Origin of the sequence: Halomonas sp. B23F22_10 (assembly GCF_043496975.1) — a bacterium.
Taxonomy (GTDB): Bacteria; Pseudomonadota; Gammaproteobacteria; order Pseudomonadales; family Halomonadaceae; genus Halomonas; species Halomonas smyrnensis.
In genome coordinates this window covers 370,909-385,674 of the sequence record NZ_JBIEKF010000001.1, presented here as the reverse complement: position 1 = coordinate 385,674, position 14,766 = coordinate 370,909, and the positions used below count along the sequence as shown (strand labels likewise).

The 14,766-nt window shown below is 69.5% G+C and carries 16 protein-coding genes; 8 read left to right on the top strand and 8 right to left on the bottom strand.

Translation table 11 applies throughout. The annotated features are described in order from the left end of the window. Positions 1 to 9: 9 nt before the first annotated feature. The 5 genes from ACGTNF_RS01695 (at position 10) to ACGTNF_RS01675 (ending at position 3,717) form a co-directional block, all read left to right on the top strand. A complete protein-coding gene (locus ACGTNF_RS01695) occupies positions 10 to 474 on the top strand; it encodes a very short patch repair endonuclease (RefSeq protein WP_394600159.1) in 465 nt (154 codons plus the stop codon). Between the two features lie 252 nt (positions 475 to 726). Further along, positions 727 to 951 (top strand): hypothetical protein, encoded by a 225-nt coding sequence (locus ACGTNF_RS01690; RefSeq protein WP_394600158.1) that lies wholly within the window; start codon positions 727 to 729, stop codon positions 949 to 951. 192 nt (positions 952 to 1,143) lie between these two features. Continuing rightward, the gene (gene bioA / locus ACGTNF_RS01685) at positions 1,144 to 2,421 is read left to right on the top strand and encodes an adenosylmethionine--8-amino-7-oxononanoate transaminase (protein ID WP_394600157.1); all 1,278 of its coding nucleotides are present in this window, start codon (positions 1,144 to 1,146) and stop codon (positions 2,419 to 2,421) included. Between the two features lie 80 nt (positions 2,422 to 2,501). Continuing rightward, positions 2,502 to 2,813 carry a winged helix-turn-helix domain-containing protein gene (locus ACGTNF_RS01680; protein ID WP_394600156.1) on the top strand — a complete coding sequence of 104 codons (312 nt, stop codon included), beginning with the start codon at positions 2,502 to 2,504 and terminating at the stop codon, positions 2,811 to 2,813. Positions 2,814 to 2,922: 109 nt separating this feature from the next. Further along, complete coding sequence (locus ACGTNF_RS01675; protein ID WP_394600155.1) at positions 2,923 to 3,717, top strand: SDR family NAD(P)-dependent oxidoreductase; 795 nt, start codon at positions 2,923 to 2,925, stop codon at positions 3,715 to 3,717. An 81-nt stretch (positions 3,718 to 3,798) separates the two neighbouring features. Here the strand turns inward: ACGTNF_RS01675 and ACGTNF_RS01670 are convergent, their stop codons facing one another. The 3 genes from ACGTNF_RS01670 to ACGTNF_RS01660 all read right to left on the bottom strand — a co-directional run bounded on the left by ACGTNF_RS01670 (position 3,799) and on the right by ACGTNF_RS01660 (position 7,103). After that, positions 3,799 to 4,566, bottom strand: coding sequence for an SDR family NAD(P)-dependent oxidoreductase (locus ACGTNF_RS01670; RefSeq protein WP_394600154.1), 768 nt, complete (start codon positions 4,564 to 4,566; stop codon positions 3,799 to 3,801). A gap of 16 nt (positions 4,567 to 4,582) precedes the next feature. Continuing rightward, complete coding sequence (locus tag ACGTNF_RS01665; RefSeq protein WP_394600153.1) at positions 4,583 to 6,274, bottom strand: AMP-binding protein; 1,692 nt, start codon at positions 6,272 to 6,274, stop codon at positions 4,583 to 4,585. A 259-nt stretch (positions 6,275 to 6,533) separates the two neighbouring features. Further along, positions 6,534 to 7,103 (bottom strand): TetR/AcrR family transcriptional regulator, encoded by a 570-nt coding sequence (locus ACGTNF_RS01660; RefSeq protein ID WP_016856308.1) that lies wholly within the window; start codon positions 7,101 to 7,103, stop codon positions 6,534 to 6,536. Between the two features lie 119 nt (positions 7,104 to 7,222). Between ACGTNF_RS01660 and ACGTNF_RS01655 the strand changes: the two genes are divergently transcribed. Both ACGTNF_RS01655 and ACGTNF_RS01650 read left to right on the top strand, forming a co-directional pair. Continuing rightward, positions 7,223 to 8,410 (top strand): acetyl-CoA C-acyltransferase, encoded by a 1,188-nt coding sequence (locus ACGTNF_RS01655; RefSeq protein ID WP_394600152.1) that lies wholly within the window; start codon positions 7,223 to 7,225, stop codon positions 8,408 to 8,410. Positions 8,411 to 8,662: 252 nt separating this feature from the next. Then, complete coding sequence (locus tag ACGTNF_RS01650) at positions 8,663 to 9,325, top strand: NADPH-dependent FMN reductase (RefSeq protein WP_394600151.1); 663 nt, start codon at positions 8,663 to 8,665, stop codon at positions 9,323 to 9,325. Positions 9,326 to 9,345: 20 nt separating this feature from the next. On the opposite strand, the gene ACGTNF_RS01645 is transcribed toward ACGTNF_RS01650, so the two are convergent. The 3 genes from ACGTNF_RS01645 to ACGTNF_RS01635 all read right to left on the bottom strand — a co-directional run bounded on the left by ACGTNF_RS01645 (position 9,346) and on the right by ACGTNF_RS01635 (position 11,137). After that, positions 9,346 to 10,095 (bottom strand): siderophore-interacting protein, encoded by a 750-nt coding sequence (locus ACGTNF_RS01645; RefSeq protein WP_394600150.1) that lies wholly within the window; start codon positions 10,093 to 10,095, stop codon positions 9,346 to 9,348. Further along, a complete protein-coding gene (locus ACGTNF_RS01640) occupies positions 10,088 to 10,549 on the bottom strand; it encodes a MarR family winged helix-turn-helix transcriptional regulator (RefSeq protein ID WP_394600148.1) in 462 nt (153 codons plus the stop codon). Before ACGTNF_RS01640 ends, ACGTNF_RS01645 begins: the two co-directional genes overlap by 8 nt. A gap of 237 nt (positions 10,550 to 10,786) precedes the next feature. Then, a complete protein-coding gene (locus ACGTNF_RS01635; RefSeq protein WP_394600147.1) occupies positions 10,787 to 11,137 on the bottom strand; it encodes a metalloregulator ArsR/SmtB family transcription factor in 351 nt (116 codons plus the stop codon). Positions 11,138 to 11,233: 96 nt separating this feature from the next. Between ACGTNF_RS01635 and ACGTNF_RS01630 the strand changes: the two genes are divergently transcribed. Further along, positions 11,234 to 12,436 carry an MFS transporter gene (locus ACGTNF_RS01630; protein WP_394600146.1) on the top strand — a complete coding sequence of 401 codons (1,203 nt, stop codon included), beginning with the start codon at positions 11,234 to 11,236 and terminating at the stop codon, positions 12,434 to 12,436. A gap of 18 nt (positions 12,437 to 12,454) precedes the next feature. On the opposite strand, the gene arsJ is transcribed toward ACGTNF_RS01630, so the two are convergent. Then, on the bottom strand, positions 12,455 to 13,690 hold the full coding sequence (arsJ, locus tag ACGTNF_RS01625) for an organoarsenical effux MFS transporter ArsJ (RefSeq protein ID WP_394600145.1): 1,236 nt from the start codon (positions 13,688 to 13,690) through the stop codon (positions 12,455 to 12,457). Continuing rightward, positions 13,683 to 14,729 carry an ArsJ-associated glyceraldehyde-3-phosphate dehydrogenase gene (locus tag ACGTNF_RS01620; protein WP_394600143.1) on the bottom strand — a complete coding sequence of 349 codons (1,047 nt, stop codon included), beginning with the start codon at positions 14,727 to 14,729 and terminating at the stop codon, positions 13,683 to 13,685. Before ACGTNF_RS01620 ends, arsJ begins: the two co-directional genes overlap by 8 nt. Positions 14,730 to 14,766: the final 37 nt, after the last annotated feature.

Sequence of the window (14,766 nt, the reverse complement as noted above, 5' to 3'; positions counted from 1 at the left end):
GAGGAAGGCATGCCCGGCGACGTTCTGACTCCTGAACAGCGCGCCTACTGCATGTCCCGTATCCGTGGGCGTGACACCAGCCCCGAGCTGAAGGTCAGACGCTACCTGCATTCCAGAGGCTTCCGTTTCCGGTTGAAGCGCAAGGATCTGCCATGCAGGCCAGATCTCGTCATGCCCAAGTTCGACCTGGTCATCTTCGTCCATGGCTGCTTCTGGCATCGCCACGAGGGCTGTGGCTACGCCACCACCCCCTCTACCCGGCAGGAGTTCTGGAGCGACAAGTTCGCCCGCAACGCGGAGCGCGATCAGCGCCAGTATCGGCAGCTGCGGGAGGCCGGGTGGCGCGTTCTGGTCATCTGGGAGTGCGGGCTGAAGAAGATCCCTGAACGCATCGAAGAGATAGTCCCTTTGATTCAGGAAAGCGAAATGTTCCAGGAGTGGCCGGGAACACCACCAAGGCCCACAGACTTATGATATCCCATATTTTCTTGTCTTCCCCTCAGCGCTCTGGGTGGCACACAGTGATTCTATATAGCCCCACCAAAGAGACCAGCACGGTCATTATCGGGCAGACTGTAGATATAGGTTCATCACAACGGTCCGCTGCCACCATCTAGTGGTAAAGGATCACTTCGACCCCCAACTGTCAGCGATCTCCTATACCGCACGCTCCGTCCAGCGCCTAGCCTTAGGTCGCACCAGGAGTGAAACGGAGAGGATCGGCGCATGTCGGAGATCACCATGATGCCCATGCCCCGCGGCAGCTGGGCGATGATCTGCCCCTGCGGCGCGACCGAGATCCGCGCCCCGCAGGGACCGCGCTGGGCCAGTTTCACGCTACGACGAGTGGATGCCTATCGCTACCGTGTCACCTGCCTGGCCTGCGGTCACGCCACCGAGCACGCCACCAGCCCCCGTGTCGCCGGTGCCGGTCACGGCGCACAGCGCTGATTACGCCCGCCGAGCTCCCTCTTTCGCTATTCTCCACCCTCATCTTCTCCTTGCCGTCGGCCCTATTCACTATAGCCCGCCGCCACAGTCAACATCTTCATAACCCCAGGGTTTACATGTAAGGTATGGGTCATCCGACCGCCGGCGCCCGCACGCGCCGGCGGTGCCGTTCACGCCTGCCCAGGAGGCCCGATGACATCCCCCGTCTGGCACCCCTACGCCCATCTCAAGACCCAGACCCCGTCGCCCAAGGTGGTCGGCGGTGAAGGGCCACGTTTCACCCTCGAGAGCGGCGAGTCGCTGCTCGACGCAACCTGCTCCTGGTGGTGCATGATCCACGGCTATCGCCATCCGCGGCTGGTCGAGGCCATCCAGCGCCAGGCCGACGAGCTGTGCCACGTGATGCTGGGCGGGCTGACCCACGAGCCGGCCGACCGCCTGGCCCGCGAACTGGTGCGCGTCACGCCGGAGGGGCTGAACCACGTGTTCTTCTCCGACAGCGGCTCGGTGGGCATGGAAGTGGCCATGAAGATGGCCGTGCAGTACCACTACCTGCACGGCAAGCCGGCCAAGCACCGCATGCTGACGCTGATGAAGGCCTACCACGGCGACACCGCCGGCTGCATGGCGGTGTGCGATCCCGAGGAAGGCATGCACTCGCTGTTCGCGGGCTTCCTGCCGCAGCACCACTTCGCCCCCGCGCCCACCGCCGGCTTCGACGCCAGCCGCGACGAGGTGCAGGCCGATCTCGACGCCCTGCGCGGCGTGCTGGAGGCCCATCACGAGGAGATCGGCGCGCTGCTGATGGAGCCGCTGCTGCAGGCGGCCGGCGGGCTCAACATGACCTCGCCCCACTACCTGCGCGGCGCCCGCGAGCTGTGCGACGAGTTCGACGTGCTGCTGATCTTCGACGAGGTGGCCACCGGCTTCGGTCGCACCGGCAGGATGTTCGCCGCCGATCATGCCGACGTGACGCCGGACATCATGGTGCTGTCCAAGGGCCTGACCGGCGGCTATCTGGGCCACGCCGCGACGCTGGCCACCGACCGCGTCCACGATGCCTTCATCGGCGACAGCGAGCTGCACGCCTTCATGCACGGCCCGACCTTCATGGGCAATCCGCTGGCCTGCCGCGTCGCGCTGGAGAGCCTGGCGGTGTTCGAGGAGGACGACTACCTCGGGCGCATCGAGGCGCTCAACGGCGTGCTGCGAGAGGAACTGGTGGACGACGAGGCGCTGCGCGCCCACCCGGACGTGGCCGACGTGCGCGCGCTCGGCGCCACCGCGGTGATCGAGGTCCACGACCCCGAATCGCTCAAGGGGGCGGCCGACTTCGCCCGCACCCAGGGCGTGTGGCTGCGCTCCTTCGGCCGCTGGCTGTACACCATGCCCGCCTACATCACCCCGCACGACGACATGCGTCGCATCACCGGCGCCATGAAGGGCTGGTTCCTGTCCCGGGAACGCTGACGCGTCCCGTTCGGCCTCGGGCTGGCACTCGCCGCTGCGGCGTGTCAGCCTTGGGCAAACCTTCAGGGATGACGTGACCCATGAGCCTGAGCAAGACCCGCACCAGCTTCTACCGCCGCCTCTACGTGGCCCACCTGATCGCCACCGGCACCGCCAGCGTGCCGGCGATCATGGAGGCCACGGGGATGCCCCGACGCACGGCCCAGGACACCATCACCGCGCTGGCCGAGCTCGACATCCACTGCGAGTTCCTGCCCGAACCCGGCCAGCGCCACAACATCGGTCACTACGTCATCCAGGACTGGGGCCCCATCGCCCCCGACTGGGTGACTAGCCACGCCGAGATGCTGCGCCAGGCCCTGGGCTATCCCCCGCGCGACCAGGCCCGCTGATCGCGCGCCGATGCGCCCGGCACGGCGTGACGCCTCGCCAGGCCGGACGACGTTTGTTAGGGTGCTATCAGGTAACGGAACACACGCGACCCAACGCCAGGAGGCTTCCATGCAGATCGATCTGACCGGCAAGACCGCCATCGTCACCGGCTCCACCGGGGGCATCGGCTTCGCCATCGCCAAGGGGCTCGCCGACAGCGGCGCCAGCGTGGTGCTCAACGGCCGCAAGCAGGCCGCCGTCGACGAGGCGCTGACGCGCCTGCGCCAGCAGGTGCCGAACGCCAACGCCCGCGGCGTGGCGGCGGACCTGGGCACCGCCGAGGGCTGCGACGCCCTGCTGGCCGCCGAGCCCACCACCGACATCCTGGTCAACAACGTCGGCATCTTCGGCCCCCAGGACTTCTTCGAGACGCCGGACGACGAGTGGCAGCGTTTCTTCGACGTCAACGTGATGTCCGGGGTGCGCCTGTCGCGGGCCTACTCGGGCGACATGGTCGAGCGCGGCTGGGGCCGCATCCTGTTCCTGTCCTCGGAGTCGGCGCTGAACATCCCCGACGACATGATCCACTACGGCGTCACCAAGACCGCCTACCTGTCGCTGTCCCGCGGCCTGGCCAAGCGCCTGGCCGGCACCGGCGTCACGGTCAACGCCGTGCTGCCGGGGCCGACGCTGTCCGAGGGCGTGCAGGCGATGCTCGCCGAGCAGCAGAAGGAAAGCGGCAAGTCGATGGAGGAAACCGCCAGGGAATTCGTGATGGCCCAGCGCCCGAGCTCGATCATCCAGCGCGCGGCCACCGTCGAGGAGGTCGCCAACATGGTCGTCTATGCCGCCTCGCCGCAGGCCTCGGCCACCAGCGGCGCGGCCCTGCGCGTCGACGGCGGCGTGGTCGACACCATCGCCTGACGGCCACCGCACCACGTCGACAAAAAACGCCCCCTGGCCAGCGCCTGGGGGCGTTCTACTTTTCCGGATGACGCTCCGCACTCACTGCATGCGAATGCCCCCGTCCAGGCGGATCACCTCGCCGTTGAGCATCGGATTGGTGATGATCTGCTCGGCCAGGCGAGCGTACTCGTCGGGCCGGCCCAGCCGCTTGGGGAACGGCACCGCCGCCGAGAGCGCTTCCACGGCGGCCTCGGGCAGGTCTTCCATCATCGGCGTCTCGAACACCCCCGGGGCGATGGCCATCACCCGGATGCCGTGGCGCGAGAGCTCCCGGGCCGCCGGCAGGCTCATGCCCACCACCCCGGCCTTGGAGGCGCTGTAGGCGCACTGCCCCACCTGGCCGTCGAAGGCCGCCACCGAGGCGGTGTTGACGATCACCCCGCGCTCGCCGTCCTCGCCCGGGGCGTTCCCTGCCATGGCCGCCGCCGCCAGGCGCATCACGTTGAAGGTGCCGACCAGGTTGATCTGCTGGGTGCGCGCATAGTCGTCGAGGTCGGCCGGATTCCCCTCGCGGTCGAGCAGCTTGGCCACGCTGACCACGCCGGCGCAGTGCACCACGCCGGCAAGGCCTGCCTCGCCGCCGTGGGCCATGGCGGCGTCCACCGCGGCCCGGATATCATCGGCCGAGGTCACGTCGCCGCGCACGGCGATGGCCGCCGCGCCCAGCCGCTCGGCCAGGTCCTCGATGCCCTCGCTCAGGTCGCACAGGGTCACGCGGCCGCCCGCCGCCACCAGCCGCTCGGCGGTGGCGGCGCCCAGCCCGGAGGCGGCGCCGGTGATCAGAAAGGCGTTGTCCTTCACTTGCATGGTCATGTCTCCACGGTCAGGGGGCGACCGCCGCCTTATCGGCGGCGTCCGCGCGCAGCTTGAAGCGCTGGATCTTGCCGCTGGGGGTCTTGGGCAGGGCGTCGACGAACTCGATCGCCCGCGGGAAGGCGTGGGTCGAGAGCCGCTCGCGCACCTGCTGGCGAATCTCCTCGGCCAGCGACTCGCTGGGCTCATGCTCGTCGCGCAGCACCACGTAGGCGCGGATGATCTCGCCGCGCAGCGCGTCGGGCTGGCCGACGGCGGCGGACTCGGCCACCGCCGGGTGCGTCAGCACGGAGTTCTCCACGTCGGTGGGGCCGACGCGATAGCCCGAGGTGGTGATGATGTCGTCGTTGCGACCGGCGAACTGGAAGGTGCCGTCCTCGTGGCCGATCACCACGTCGCCGGTCAGGTAGTAGCCGTCGATGAAGGGGTCCTTCTCCTGCCAGGTATAGCCGGCGAAGAAGTGCGCCGGCGAGCGGGCGATGTCCACCGCCAGCACCCCGGGCTCGCCCGGCGGCAGCTCGCGGCCCTCGGCGTCGAGGATCGCCAGCCGATAGCCGGGCAGCGGCGCGCCCATGCCGCCATGGGGGCGAGGATGATCCAGCACATGGTGATTGCAGCAGGTCATGCCGGTCTCGGTCTGGCCGTAGTGATCCATCACCGGGCAGCCCAGCGTGCGCTCCACCCAGTCCACCACCTCGGTATTGAGCGGCTCGCCCGCCGAGCTGGCGCGCCTCAGTGCGAGGCGCGCGCCGGCCTCGTCGAACAGTCCCGAGGCCTTCATCAGCCGGTAGGCGGTGGGCGCGGCGGCGAAGTTGGTGATGCCGTGGCGCTGCAGGAAGTCCCGCGCCACCTCGGCGCCGAAGCCCGCCTCGCAGAAGTGGGTGGTCGCGCCCAGCAGCAGCGGCCCGGTGATGGCGTAATAGAGCCCATAGGCCCAGCCGGGATCGGCCATGTTCCAGAAGCGGTCGTCTCGCTCCAGGCCCACGGCCAGCTCCATGTAGAGCGCGAAGGCCGGCAGCGCCGAGAGCGGCACGGCCACGCCCTTGGGCTTGCCCACGGTGCCGGAGGTGAACATCTGCAGGAAGGGCGCGTCCGGCGCCTGGCGCGGGGGCGGCGTGGCGATGGGCGCGTGCGCGAGGGCGGCGGCCCAGTCGTGATCGGCACCATGCGCGGCATCAACGCCGCCCACCGCGAGCACCGGCGGGCAGTCGGCCAGGCCGTCGAACTTGGCCCGGTTGGCGGGATCGGTGATCACCAGCCGCGTTCCGGCCCGCGCGAGGCGATAGCCGACCGAGTCCGGCCCGAAGGCGGTGAACAGCGGCTGGTAGACCGCGCCGATGCGCCAGGCGGCGAGCACCGCGATCAACAGCGCCGGCGTGCGCGGCAGCATCCCGGCGATGCGGTCGCCCTCGCCCAGGCCCTGGTCGGCGAACCAGCCGGCCAGGCGCTCGCTGGCCGTCGCCAGCTTGGCGTAGCTCAGGGTGGTGACGCGGCCCTCGGCATCTTCATGCACCAGCGCCGTGGTCGCCCCGCGCCCTTCGCGCCGGTGGCGGCCGCAGCAGGCCTCGAAGGCGTTGAGGCGGCCGTCGGCGTGATCGTCGAGCCGGGCGCTCACGGCTTCGACGGAGAAGGTCTCGAGATAGGTGGCGAGAGAGGTGGCGAGTGAGGTGGCAGGATCGGCAAGCGTCTCGGGCGTGCTCATGGAAGGCCTCCGTGACGGACGCCCGGGCATCGCCCCGGAACGCCCGCTGATTGTTGTTGTGCGTCGGCGGGTCGCGGGCTGGCGCGCCGCTTTGATTCCGTTGACGTAAACGTCAACATGTCGCCGTACCCGACTCAAGCTAGAGGTTTCACGATGACGCGGCAAGGCGAATGCGCGTTCGCGCGGCTAGACCATGGTCGAGCCCGCCCCGCCGCAGGCCCTGGCTCGGCCCTCGGCGAACCGTCTCGGCGTTCTGGTCTCAGCCCCGGGGCGCCATCAGCATGGCCACCAGCTCGCGGCCCAGCTCCTCGGGGGAGCGCTCGCCCTCGGGGTCGTACCAGCGCACCGTCCAGTTGAGCGCGCCCATCACGAAGCGCGAGACCAGGAAGCGGTCGCCGTGAATCAGCCCGGCGGCCAGGGCCTCGTCGATGACCGCCTCCCACAGCGCCTCGTAGGCATCGCGCAGGTGGCCGAGATGGGCGCGGGCGTCGTCGTCCAGGCGGCGCCATTCGTAGAGCGCCACGACGTGGGCATTGCGGTCGGTGAGCAGGGTCTCCAGGTGGGCGCGGGCCATGGCCTGCAACCTCGCCTGTGGATCGCGGTCGCATGATTCGAGGGCCGCATGGGCGATCGCCAGGGCGTTGCGGGTGCCCTCCTCGATCACCGCGGCCAGGATCTCCTGCTTGTCGCGGAAGTGATGGAAGAGGCTCCCCGACTTGATGCCCATCTCCTCGGCCAGCATGCGCACCGTGGTCCGGTCGAAGCCCTCCTGCACGAACAGCTGGGCGGCCTGGCGGGTGAGCTCCTTGCGACGCGGGGAGTCATTCATTACATTCATCGACATTCACACTAGCGCTTGCTTGGCTAGCTCGAGAGAACCATAGCCCCTCCGGCGGGTCAACGCGCCCGCCGTCCTCCCACATAACAATCCCTATCGGGAGCCACGCCATGAGTGATTCACGCGAGATCGTCTTCCTTTCCGCCGCCCGCACGCCGATGGGCGGCCTGCTGGGCGGCCTCTCCCGCCTGAGCGCCCCGGAACTCGCCGCCACCGCCATCCGGGCGGCCGTCGAGCGCGCCGGCATCGACGCCGCCGCCATCGACGAGGGCTTCATGGGCTGCGTGCTGCCCGCCGGCGTCAAGCAGGGCCCGGCCCGACAGGCGATGCGCCAGGCCGGCATCCCGGACGCCGTCGGCGCCACCACCGTCAACAAGCTGTGCGGCTCGGGCATGAAGGCCACCATGCTGGCCCACGACCTGATCCGCGCCGGCGCCGGCGAGCTGATGCTGGCCGGCGGCATGGAATCGATGTCCAACGCGCCCCACGTGCTGCCCAAGGCGCGCTCGGGCTACCGTCTGGGCCACGGCGAGCTCAAGGATCACATGTTCCTCGACGGCCTGGAGGACGCCGAGACCGGCCAGCTGATGGGCGGCTTCGCCCAGCAGATCGCCGACGCCCGCGGCTACTCCCGCGAGCGCCTGGACGACTTCGCCATCGCCTCGCTGGAGCGTGCCATGGAAGCCACCAACGCCGGTCACCTGGCCGCGGAAATGGCGCCGGTCACGATCGCCAGCCGCCAAGGCGAGAGCGTGGTCGAGCACGACGAGCAGCCGTTCCAGGCCAGGCTCGACAAGATCCGCGACCTGCGCCCGGCCTTCGCCAGGGACGGCACCATCACCGCGGCCAACGCGAGCTCGATCTCCGACGGCGCCTCGGCGCTGATACTGGCCAGCCGGGAATGCGCGAGCCGCCTGGGCGCGCGCCCGATCGCGCGGATGCTCGGCCACAGCACCCACTCGCGTCACCCGAGCGAGTTCACCATCGCCCCGGTGGGCGCCATCGACACGCTGATGAAGCGGCTCGGCTGGGGCGTGGACGACGTCGACCTGTTCGAGATCAACGAGGCCTTCGCCGTGGTCACCCTGATGGCCATGGACGACCTCGGCCTGCCCCACGAGAAGGTCAACGTCTTCGGCGGCGCCTGCGCCCAGGGCCACCCCATCGGCTCCACCGGCTCGCGGATCATCGCTACCCTGATCCACGCCCTGCGCACCACCGGCGGCCGGCGCGGCATCGCCAGCCTGTGCATCGGCGGCGGCGAGGCCACCGCCGTCGCCGTGGAACTGATCGACTGACGCCTCCCGCCTGCTGCCCCAGGCGCCCGCCTCTCGGGCGGGCGCTCTCACTGGCGCGGCGCCGGCGGCCGTGGGCGGGGGACTGGTGGTGATACCGGTGATGCTCGCCCTGGTGCGCCTCGCCGATGCCACGCGACGGCCGTTGCCTTGAAGGCAAGCGTCATCATCCGACCGACCATGCCGCCGTGGTGTCCCGGGTGCCATTGGGACGCCGCAGAGAGCTCGGCAAGATGACGTCAAGGAGGACATGCCATGCCCCACTATCTGATCTTTATCGGCACCGCGCGCGACTCGACGCCCCCCGCACCGGCTCGGCTGGGCCTCAGGGTGGCCCGTGCCTGCCAACGACTGCTCGAGGCCGACGGCGCCTCGGTCGAGCTGATCGACCCGCTGGAGCTCGAGTTAGGCGCGGTCTTCAAGCCGCACTTCGCCTACACGAGGTCGCAGGTACCCGATGCGCTGGATGCCCTCGCCGGCAGGATCGCCGCCGCCGACGGCTACGTGATGGTGAGCCCGGAGTACAATCACGCCATGAGTCCGGCCCTGGCGCATCTGCTGAACCACTTCGGCAGCTCGCTCTATGCCTTCAAGCCCAGCGCCATCGTGACCTACTCGGCCGGCCAATGGGGCGGCGCCAGGGCCGCGGTCAACATGCGCACCTTCCTGGCGGAGCTGGGCTGCCTGCCGGTCTCGGCCATGATTCATGTCCCCCATGCCCAGCAGGCGCTGGAGGAAGACGGCCGCTTTCACGACGACACGGAGCGCTGGGTCGGCTATTTCGGCCGCACCCTGGGCCAGCTGGGCTGGTGGGCACAGGCCGCTGCCCGTTACCGGGCGGTGGCCGACCCCCAGCGAATCAGCCCCGCGTTCCGCGAGGCCCCCTCACAGCGTAACGCCCCTGACGATGGGGCCTGAGACATCGCCTTCAGGACGGTCTAAGCCACCGACTCGGCCATACTGTCCTGCTGCTTGGCCCGCTTGTGGCCGTCTTCGGTTTGGCCGATCTTCCAGTAGCTCGAGACATAAAGGTGTGACTTGGGCAGCTCATGGGTGTGCTTCAGCCAGCGGCGCAGGGCGCGCATGCTGCCGAACTCGCACGCCGCCCAAACCGCCGGCTGACCCTCCAGCCACGGCAAGTCCTGCACCCTGCCCAACAGCGGCTGGCCTGTCGGGTCCGGTGTCGGGTTGATGACCCAGTGCAGCCGTATGTTCTCGGGGTGCACGAGGGCCTGCCGATCCGATTCGTGAGGGATCTCGATCACCACGTGACCGCGAGCGTCGTCGGGCAAGGCGGCCAGGTTGACGCTGATCGCCGGCAAGGCCGTCATGTCGCCGGCCAGCAGGAACCAATCGGCCTCCGGCTGGATCATTTTCTTCGCGCCGGGGCCGCCCACCAGGATGCGATCCCCCGGCACCGCCGCTACCGCCCAACGTGACGCGGGGCCCATGTCATCGTGCAGGGCGAAATCGATATCGATTTCCGACGCCCGCTGATGCCGGATGGTGTAGGTGCGCATCAGGGGCTTCCCCCCTTCGTCACCGGGGAATATCAGCTTGAGGTAGGCGCTCTCCTGGTCTTCCGGAAAGTCCGCCAGGCCCTCGCCCCCCAGCGTGATGCGCCGCATATGCGGCGTGACCTGAGTCGCACCTATTACCTCCAGCTCCCTGGTCGCGGGCTTACCCATGCTCCTGGCTCCCCTCCGGCTCGGTATCGTGGTCGTCGGCACTGGCCGTCATGGTGGCGGCGATACGCAAGAAGGTCTCCACCTCCTCGGGGCCGAGTCGATCCGTCAAGCGGCTCGCGGCCTCTTCTTCCAGCACGGTGATCGTCTCGAGCATCTCCCTGCCTGCTTCAGTCGCGGTCACCAGCTGACTGCGACGGTCGTTCGGGTGATCCGCACGCTCGATGAGGCCTTCATCCATCAGACTGTTGAGCACGCGGGTGACGCGCGACTTGTCCTGGCCCATGCGCTGCGCAATGGCCATGGCGGTGCAGTCGGGCAGTCGCCCGACGCCCTTCAGCACACGGATGTGGGTGATAGGAAGGGATATCCGATGCTGCCGGATACTGGCACGTAGCTGTTTCTTGTAGGCATGCAGCAGGCGGTGCAATGCCTCGTTCAAGGAGGGTGAAGACATACGACGCTCGCGATTTGGTTGACCTTGTCCACTATACGCACATGGTGGACAAGGTCAACCAAGTCGCCATAGGTCGCGCCGGCCACCGTCACCCAGCCCCGGGGAGGGGCAACGCCATCTCCCCAGGCGTGGGCGTCGACGGGGGGAACGGCCTCTTTGCTGCGCTCGGGGGCTGCATCGATGGGAGGAGGATCCGCTCATCGCCTCACCTCGGACAGCGGCGAGGCCTTGTCGTGCTCAACAAAGCGCGGTTCGACGCTCGGGCCGGTTGCCCATCCGCGCCAGGCGCGCGCACACCCGTTCGAGTTCCGTGGCTCGCCCCTCGGCCGCCGCGGTCAGAGTGGCCATGACCCAGCCCGGTAAGCTAGCCTCGATCCCGTAGTAGACCCACTGGCCCTCGCGGCGATCCTCGAGCAGGCCGCACTGGCGCAGCTGCGCCAGGTGCCGCGACACCTTGGGCTGCGAGAGCTCCAGGGCGTGGGTCATTTCGCAGACACAAAGCTCCTGCTCGCGCCGCACGAGCAGCGTGAGCATCAGGCGAGTCTCGTCGCCCAGGCACTTGAAGACACGGACCGGGTCCAGCGACATCAGGGTTTCTCCAGGGAGTATCGACATGATTCTACGCGACGAGGGTCGGGGCGCGCAGCACGCCCCGCGGCAAGGCGAGCGGCCGGGGAGGCGCCCATGAGCCGCCTCCTGCGCCGCCATCCCCTCGCCGTGATCGTGCTGGCCCAGCTCTGCGGCACCTCGCTATGGTTCTCCGTCAACGGCGTGGGCCTCTCGCTGGCCCGCGACCTCGGCTTCACCGAGGCCGACCTCGGCGGGCTGACGCTGGCCGTCCAGGCCGGCTTCATCCTCGGCACCCTGGCCATCGCCGCAAGCGGCCTGGCGGACCGCTTCCGGGCCAGCCGGCTCTTCGCCGCCTCCTGCCTGCTCGGCGCACTGATCAACGCCGGCTTCGTGCTGGCCGCCGAGCACGCCGCCGCCGGCCTGCTGCTGCGCTTCGCCACCGGCCTGTGCCTGGCCGGCATCTACCCCCTGGGCATGAAGCTCGTGATCGGCTGGACGCCGACCCACAAGGGGGCGGCCCTGGCCTGGCTGGTCGGCATGCTGACGCTGGGCACCGCCCTGCCCCACCTGCTGCGCGGCTCGACCCCGGGGCTGCCGTGGGCGTGGCCGCTGCTCGGCGCCTCGCTGCTGGCGCTGGCGGGGGGCGCGGCCATCTACCGGCTCGGCGACGGTCCGCACCTGCCGCCCCCGGCCGGACCCACCCGGCTGCGGGAGGGCCTGGCGGGACTTCGCGCGCCGCGCTTTCGTGCCGTGGCGGGTGGCTACTTCGGGCACTGCTGGGAGCTCTACGCCCTGTGGATGCTGACGCCCTTCCTGGTGGCGAGAGAGCTTGAGCGCCTGGCGGCACCGATGGACCTGGTCCCGTGGCTCGCCTTCGGCGTCATCGCCCTGGGGCTGGTCGGCTGCGTGGGGGGCGGCGAGCTGAGCCGCCGGCTGGGCAGCCTCTGGGTCGCCCGGCGGGCGCTGACCGTCTCGGGGCTGACCTGCCTGGCCTACCCGCTGCTGGCCTGGGCACCGCCCGGCCTGCTGCTCACGCTGCTCGCCGTCTGGGGGCTCACGGTGATCGCCGACTCGCCCCAGTTCTCGGCCCTGGCCGCGGCCACCGCGCCCCACGCCCGGGTCGGCTCGACACTCTCGGTGATGAACGCCGTGGGCTTCGCCCTGACCCTCCCGGCGATCTCGCTGACCTCGAGCCTGTGGGCCGCCCAGGGCCCCTGGGTGCTGTGGTGGCTGCTGCCGGGGCCGGCGCTGGGGCTCTGGGCGCTGCGTCGCCTGACCGAGACCGCGCCTCGACAGGCACCGCGCGCCGCCCCCTGAGCGGTTTGCGCCCCGACCTCAGCGGGGCGTGGCCTCCCGCGGCAGGGCCAGGGCCATCAGCGCGCTGGCGGCCACCAGTGCGGACGAGATCCCGAGGCAGGCGGCGAGCCCGAAGGCCTGGTAGACCCAGCCGGAGAGCAGCGTGCCGGCGAGGCGCCCCATGGCGTTGGCCATGTAGTAGAAACCCACGTCCATGGAGACGCCGTCGGCGCGGGCATAGTGGACGATCAGGTAGCTGTGCCAGCTCGAGTTGACCGCAAACAGCACACCGAAGGCGAGTAGCCCCGCCACCAGCCAACCCACCTGGTCCAGGGGCAGCAGCGCCAGCAGGGCCGGCAGGCAGGCCAACGCCAGGGCCCAGAAGGCGGTGATTCCCCGAGCGCCGCCCTTGACCAGGCCGGTCAGGCGCGGCGCCTGGGTCTGTACCCCGCCGTAGCCGATCACCCACAGCGCCAGCAGGCCGCCCACGGTCCAGTGGCTCCAGCCATGCTGGTCATAGAGGAAGACCGGCAAGGCCACCACGAACCAGACATCCCGCGAGGCAAACAGGCACAGGCGAGCCGCCGACAGGACGTTGATCGCCTTCGAGGGGGAGAACATCTCGCCGAACGCCGGCTTGCGCTTCTGCCGCCCCAGATCGGCCTTGAGCCGCACGAGCGACAGAACCAGCACGCCCGCCAGCATCAGCGCCATGGCGATCACAGCGCCACGGAAGCCGATCAGGGTCAGCAGCACCCCGCCCAGGAAGAAGCCGGCGCCCTTGAGGGCGTTCTTGGAGCCGGTCAGGATCGCCACCCAGCGATAGAGCGCGGAGCCGGCACTGGGGCTGTCCTTGGGCACCAGCACCTTGACCGCGCTCTTGGCGCTCATCTTGTTGAGGTCCTTGGCGATCCCCGACAGCGCCTGGGCGGCCATGACCCAGGGCACGGTCAGCGCCGTGGCCGGCACCATCAGCATGGCCAGCGCCACGATCTGCAGCCCTAGCCCCATGTTCATGGTGCGGTTCAGCCCGAGCCTCGCCCCGAGCCAGCCGCCCACCAGGTTGGTGATCACGCCGAAGGCCTCGTAGAAGAGGAACAGCAGCGCCACCTCCAGCGGCGAGTAGCCCAGCTGGTGGAAATGCAGCACCACCAGCATGCGCAGGGCACCGTCGGTGAGGGTGAAGGCCCAGTAGTTGCCGGTGATCAGCAGATACTGGCGCACCTCGAAGGGCAACGCCTTCAGCCGGTCGATGCTGCGTCCGACCTCAGGCATCGGTCATCGACTCCCTGCCGACCGTCGCTCGTCCTGCCTTGAGCGCCAGCTCGGCGGTGCGGTTGGCGTAGCCCCACTCGTTGTCGTACCAGGCGTAGAGCTTCAGCTGGGTGCCGTTGACCACCATGGTGGACGGGGCGTCGATGATGGCGCTGCGCGGGTCGGTGCGATAGTCGATGGAGACCAGCGGGCGCTCCTCATGGCCGAGGATGCCGGCGAGCGGGCCCTCCGCCGCGGCCTTCAGCGCCGCATTGACCGCCTCCACCGTGGTCTCGCGCTCGAGCTCGAAGACCATGTCGGTCAGCGAGGCGTTGGCCAGCGGCACGCGGACGGCATGGCCGTTCAGCTTGCCCTCGAGCTCGGGGAAGATGGCGGTGATGGCCTTGGCCGAGCCGGTGGTGGTCGGGATCAGGCTCATGCCGCAGGCCCGGGCGCGACGCAGGTCCTTGTGGGGGGCGTCGAGGATGGTCTGGGTGTTGGTGATGTCGTGCACCGTGGTCATCGAGCCGTGGCGGATGCCGAAGGTCTCCTGAATCACCTTGACCACCGGGGCCAGGCAGTTGGTGGTGCAGCTCGCGGCGGTGACGATGCGATGGCGGGCGGGATCGAAGGCGCCGTCGTTAACGCCCATCACCACGTTGAGCACGCCGTCCTCCTTGACCGGTGCGCTGACCACCACCCGACCCACGCCCTGGTCGAGGTAGGCCTGGAGCCTGTCGGTGGTCTTCATGTGACCGGAACACTCCAGGGCCACGTCGCAGCCGGACCAGTCGGCGGCGGCGATGGTGTCATGGCCGCTGAAGGCGATGCGCCGGCCGTCGATCACCAGCGCCTCGGCCTCGGCCTGGATGCCCTGCCCCGGGGACCAGTGGCCGTGCACCGAGTCGAATTCCAGCAGGTGGGCGAAGGTGGCGGCGTCGCCGCCCGGGTCGTTGAGGCGTGCGATGACAACCTCGCCGGCCTCGACGCGCGGCCACAGGCTGCGCAGCGCGAGACGGCCGATGCGGCCGAAGCCGTTGATGCCGATGGACAGGGTCATGGGGCGCTCTCCTGATCACGAATGATGTCGCCGCCAA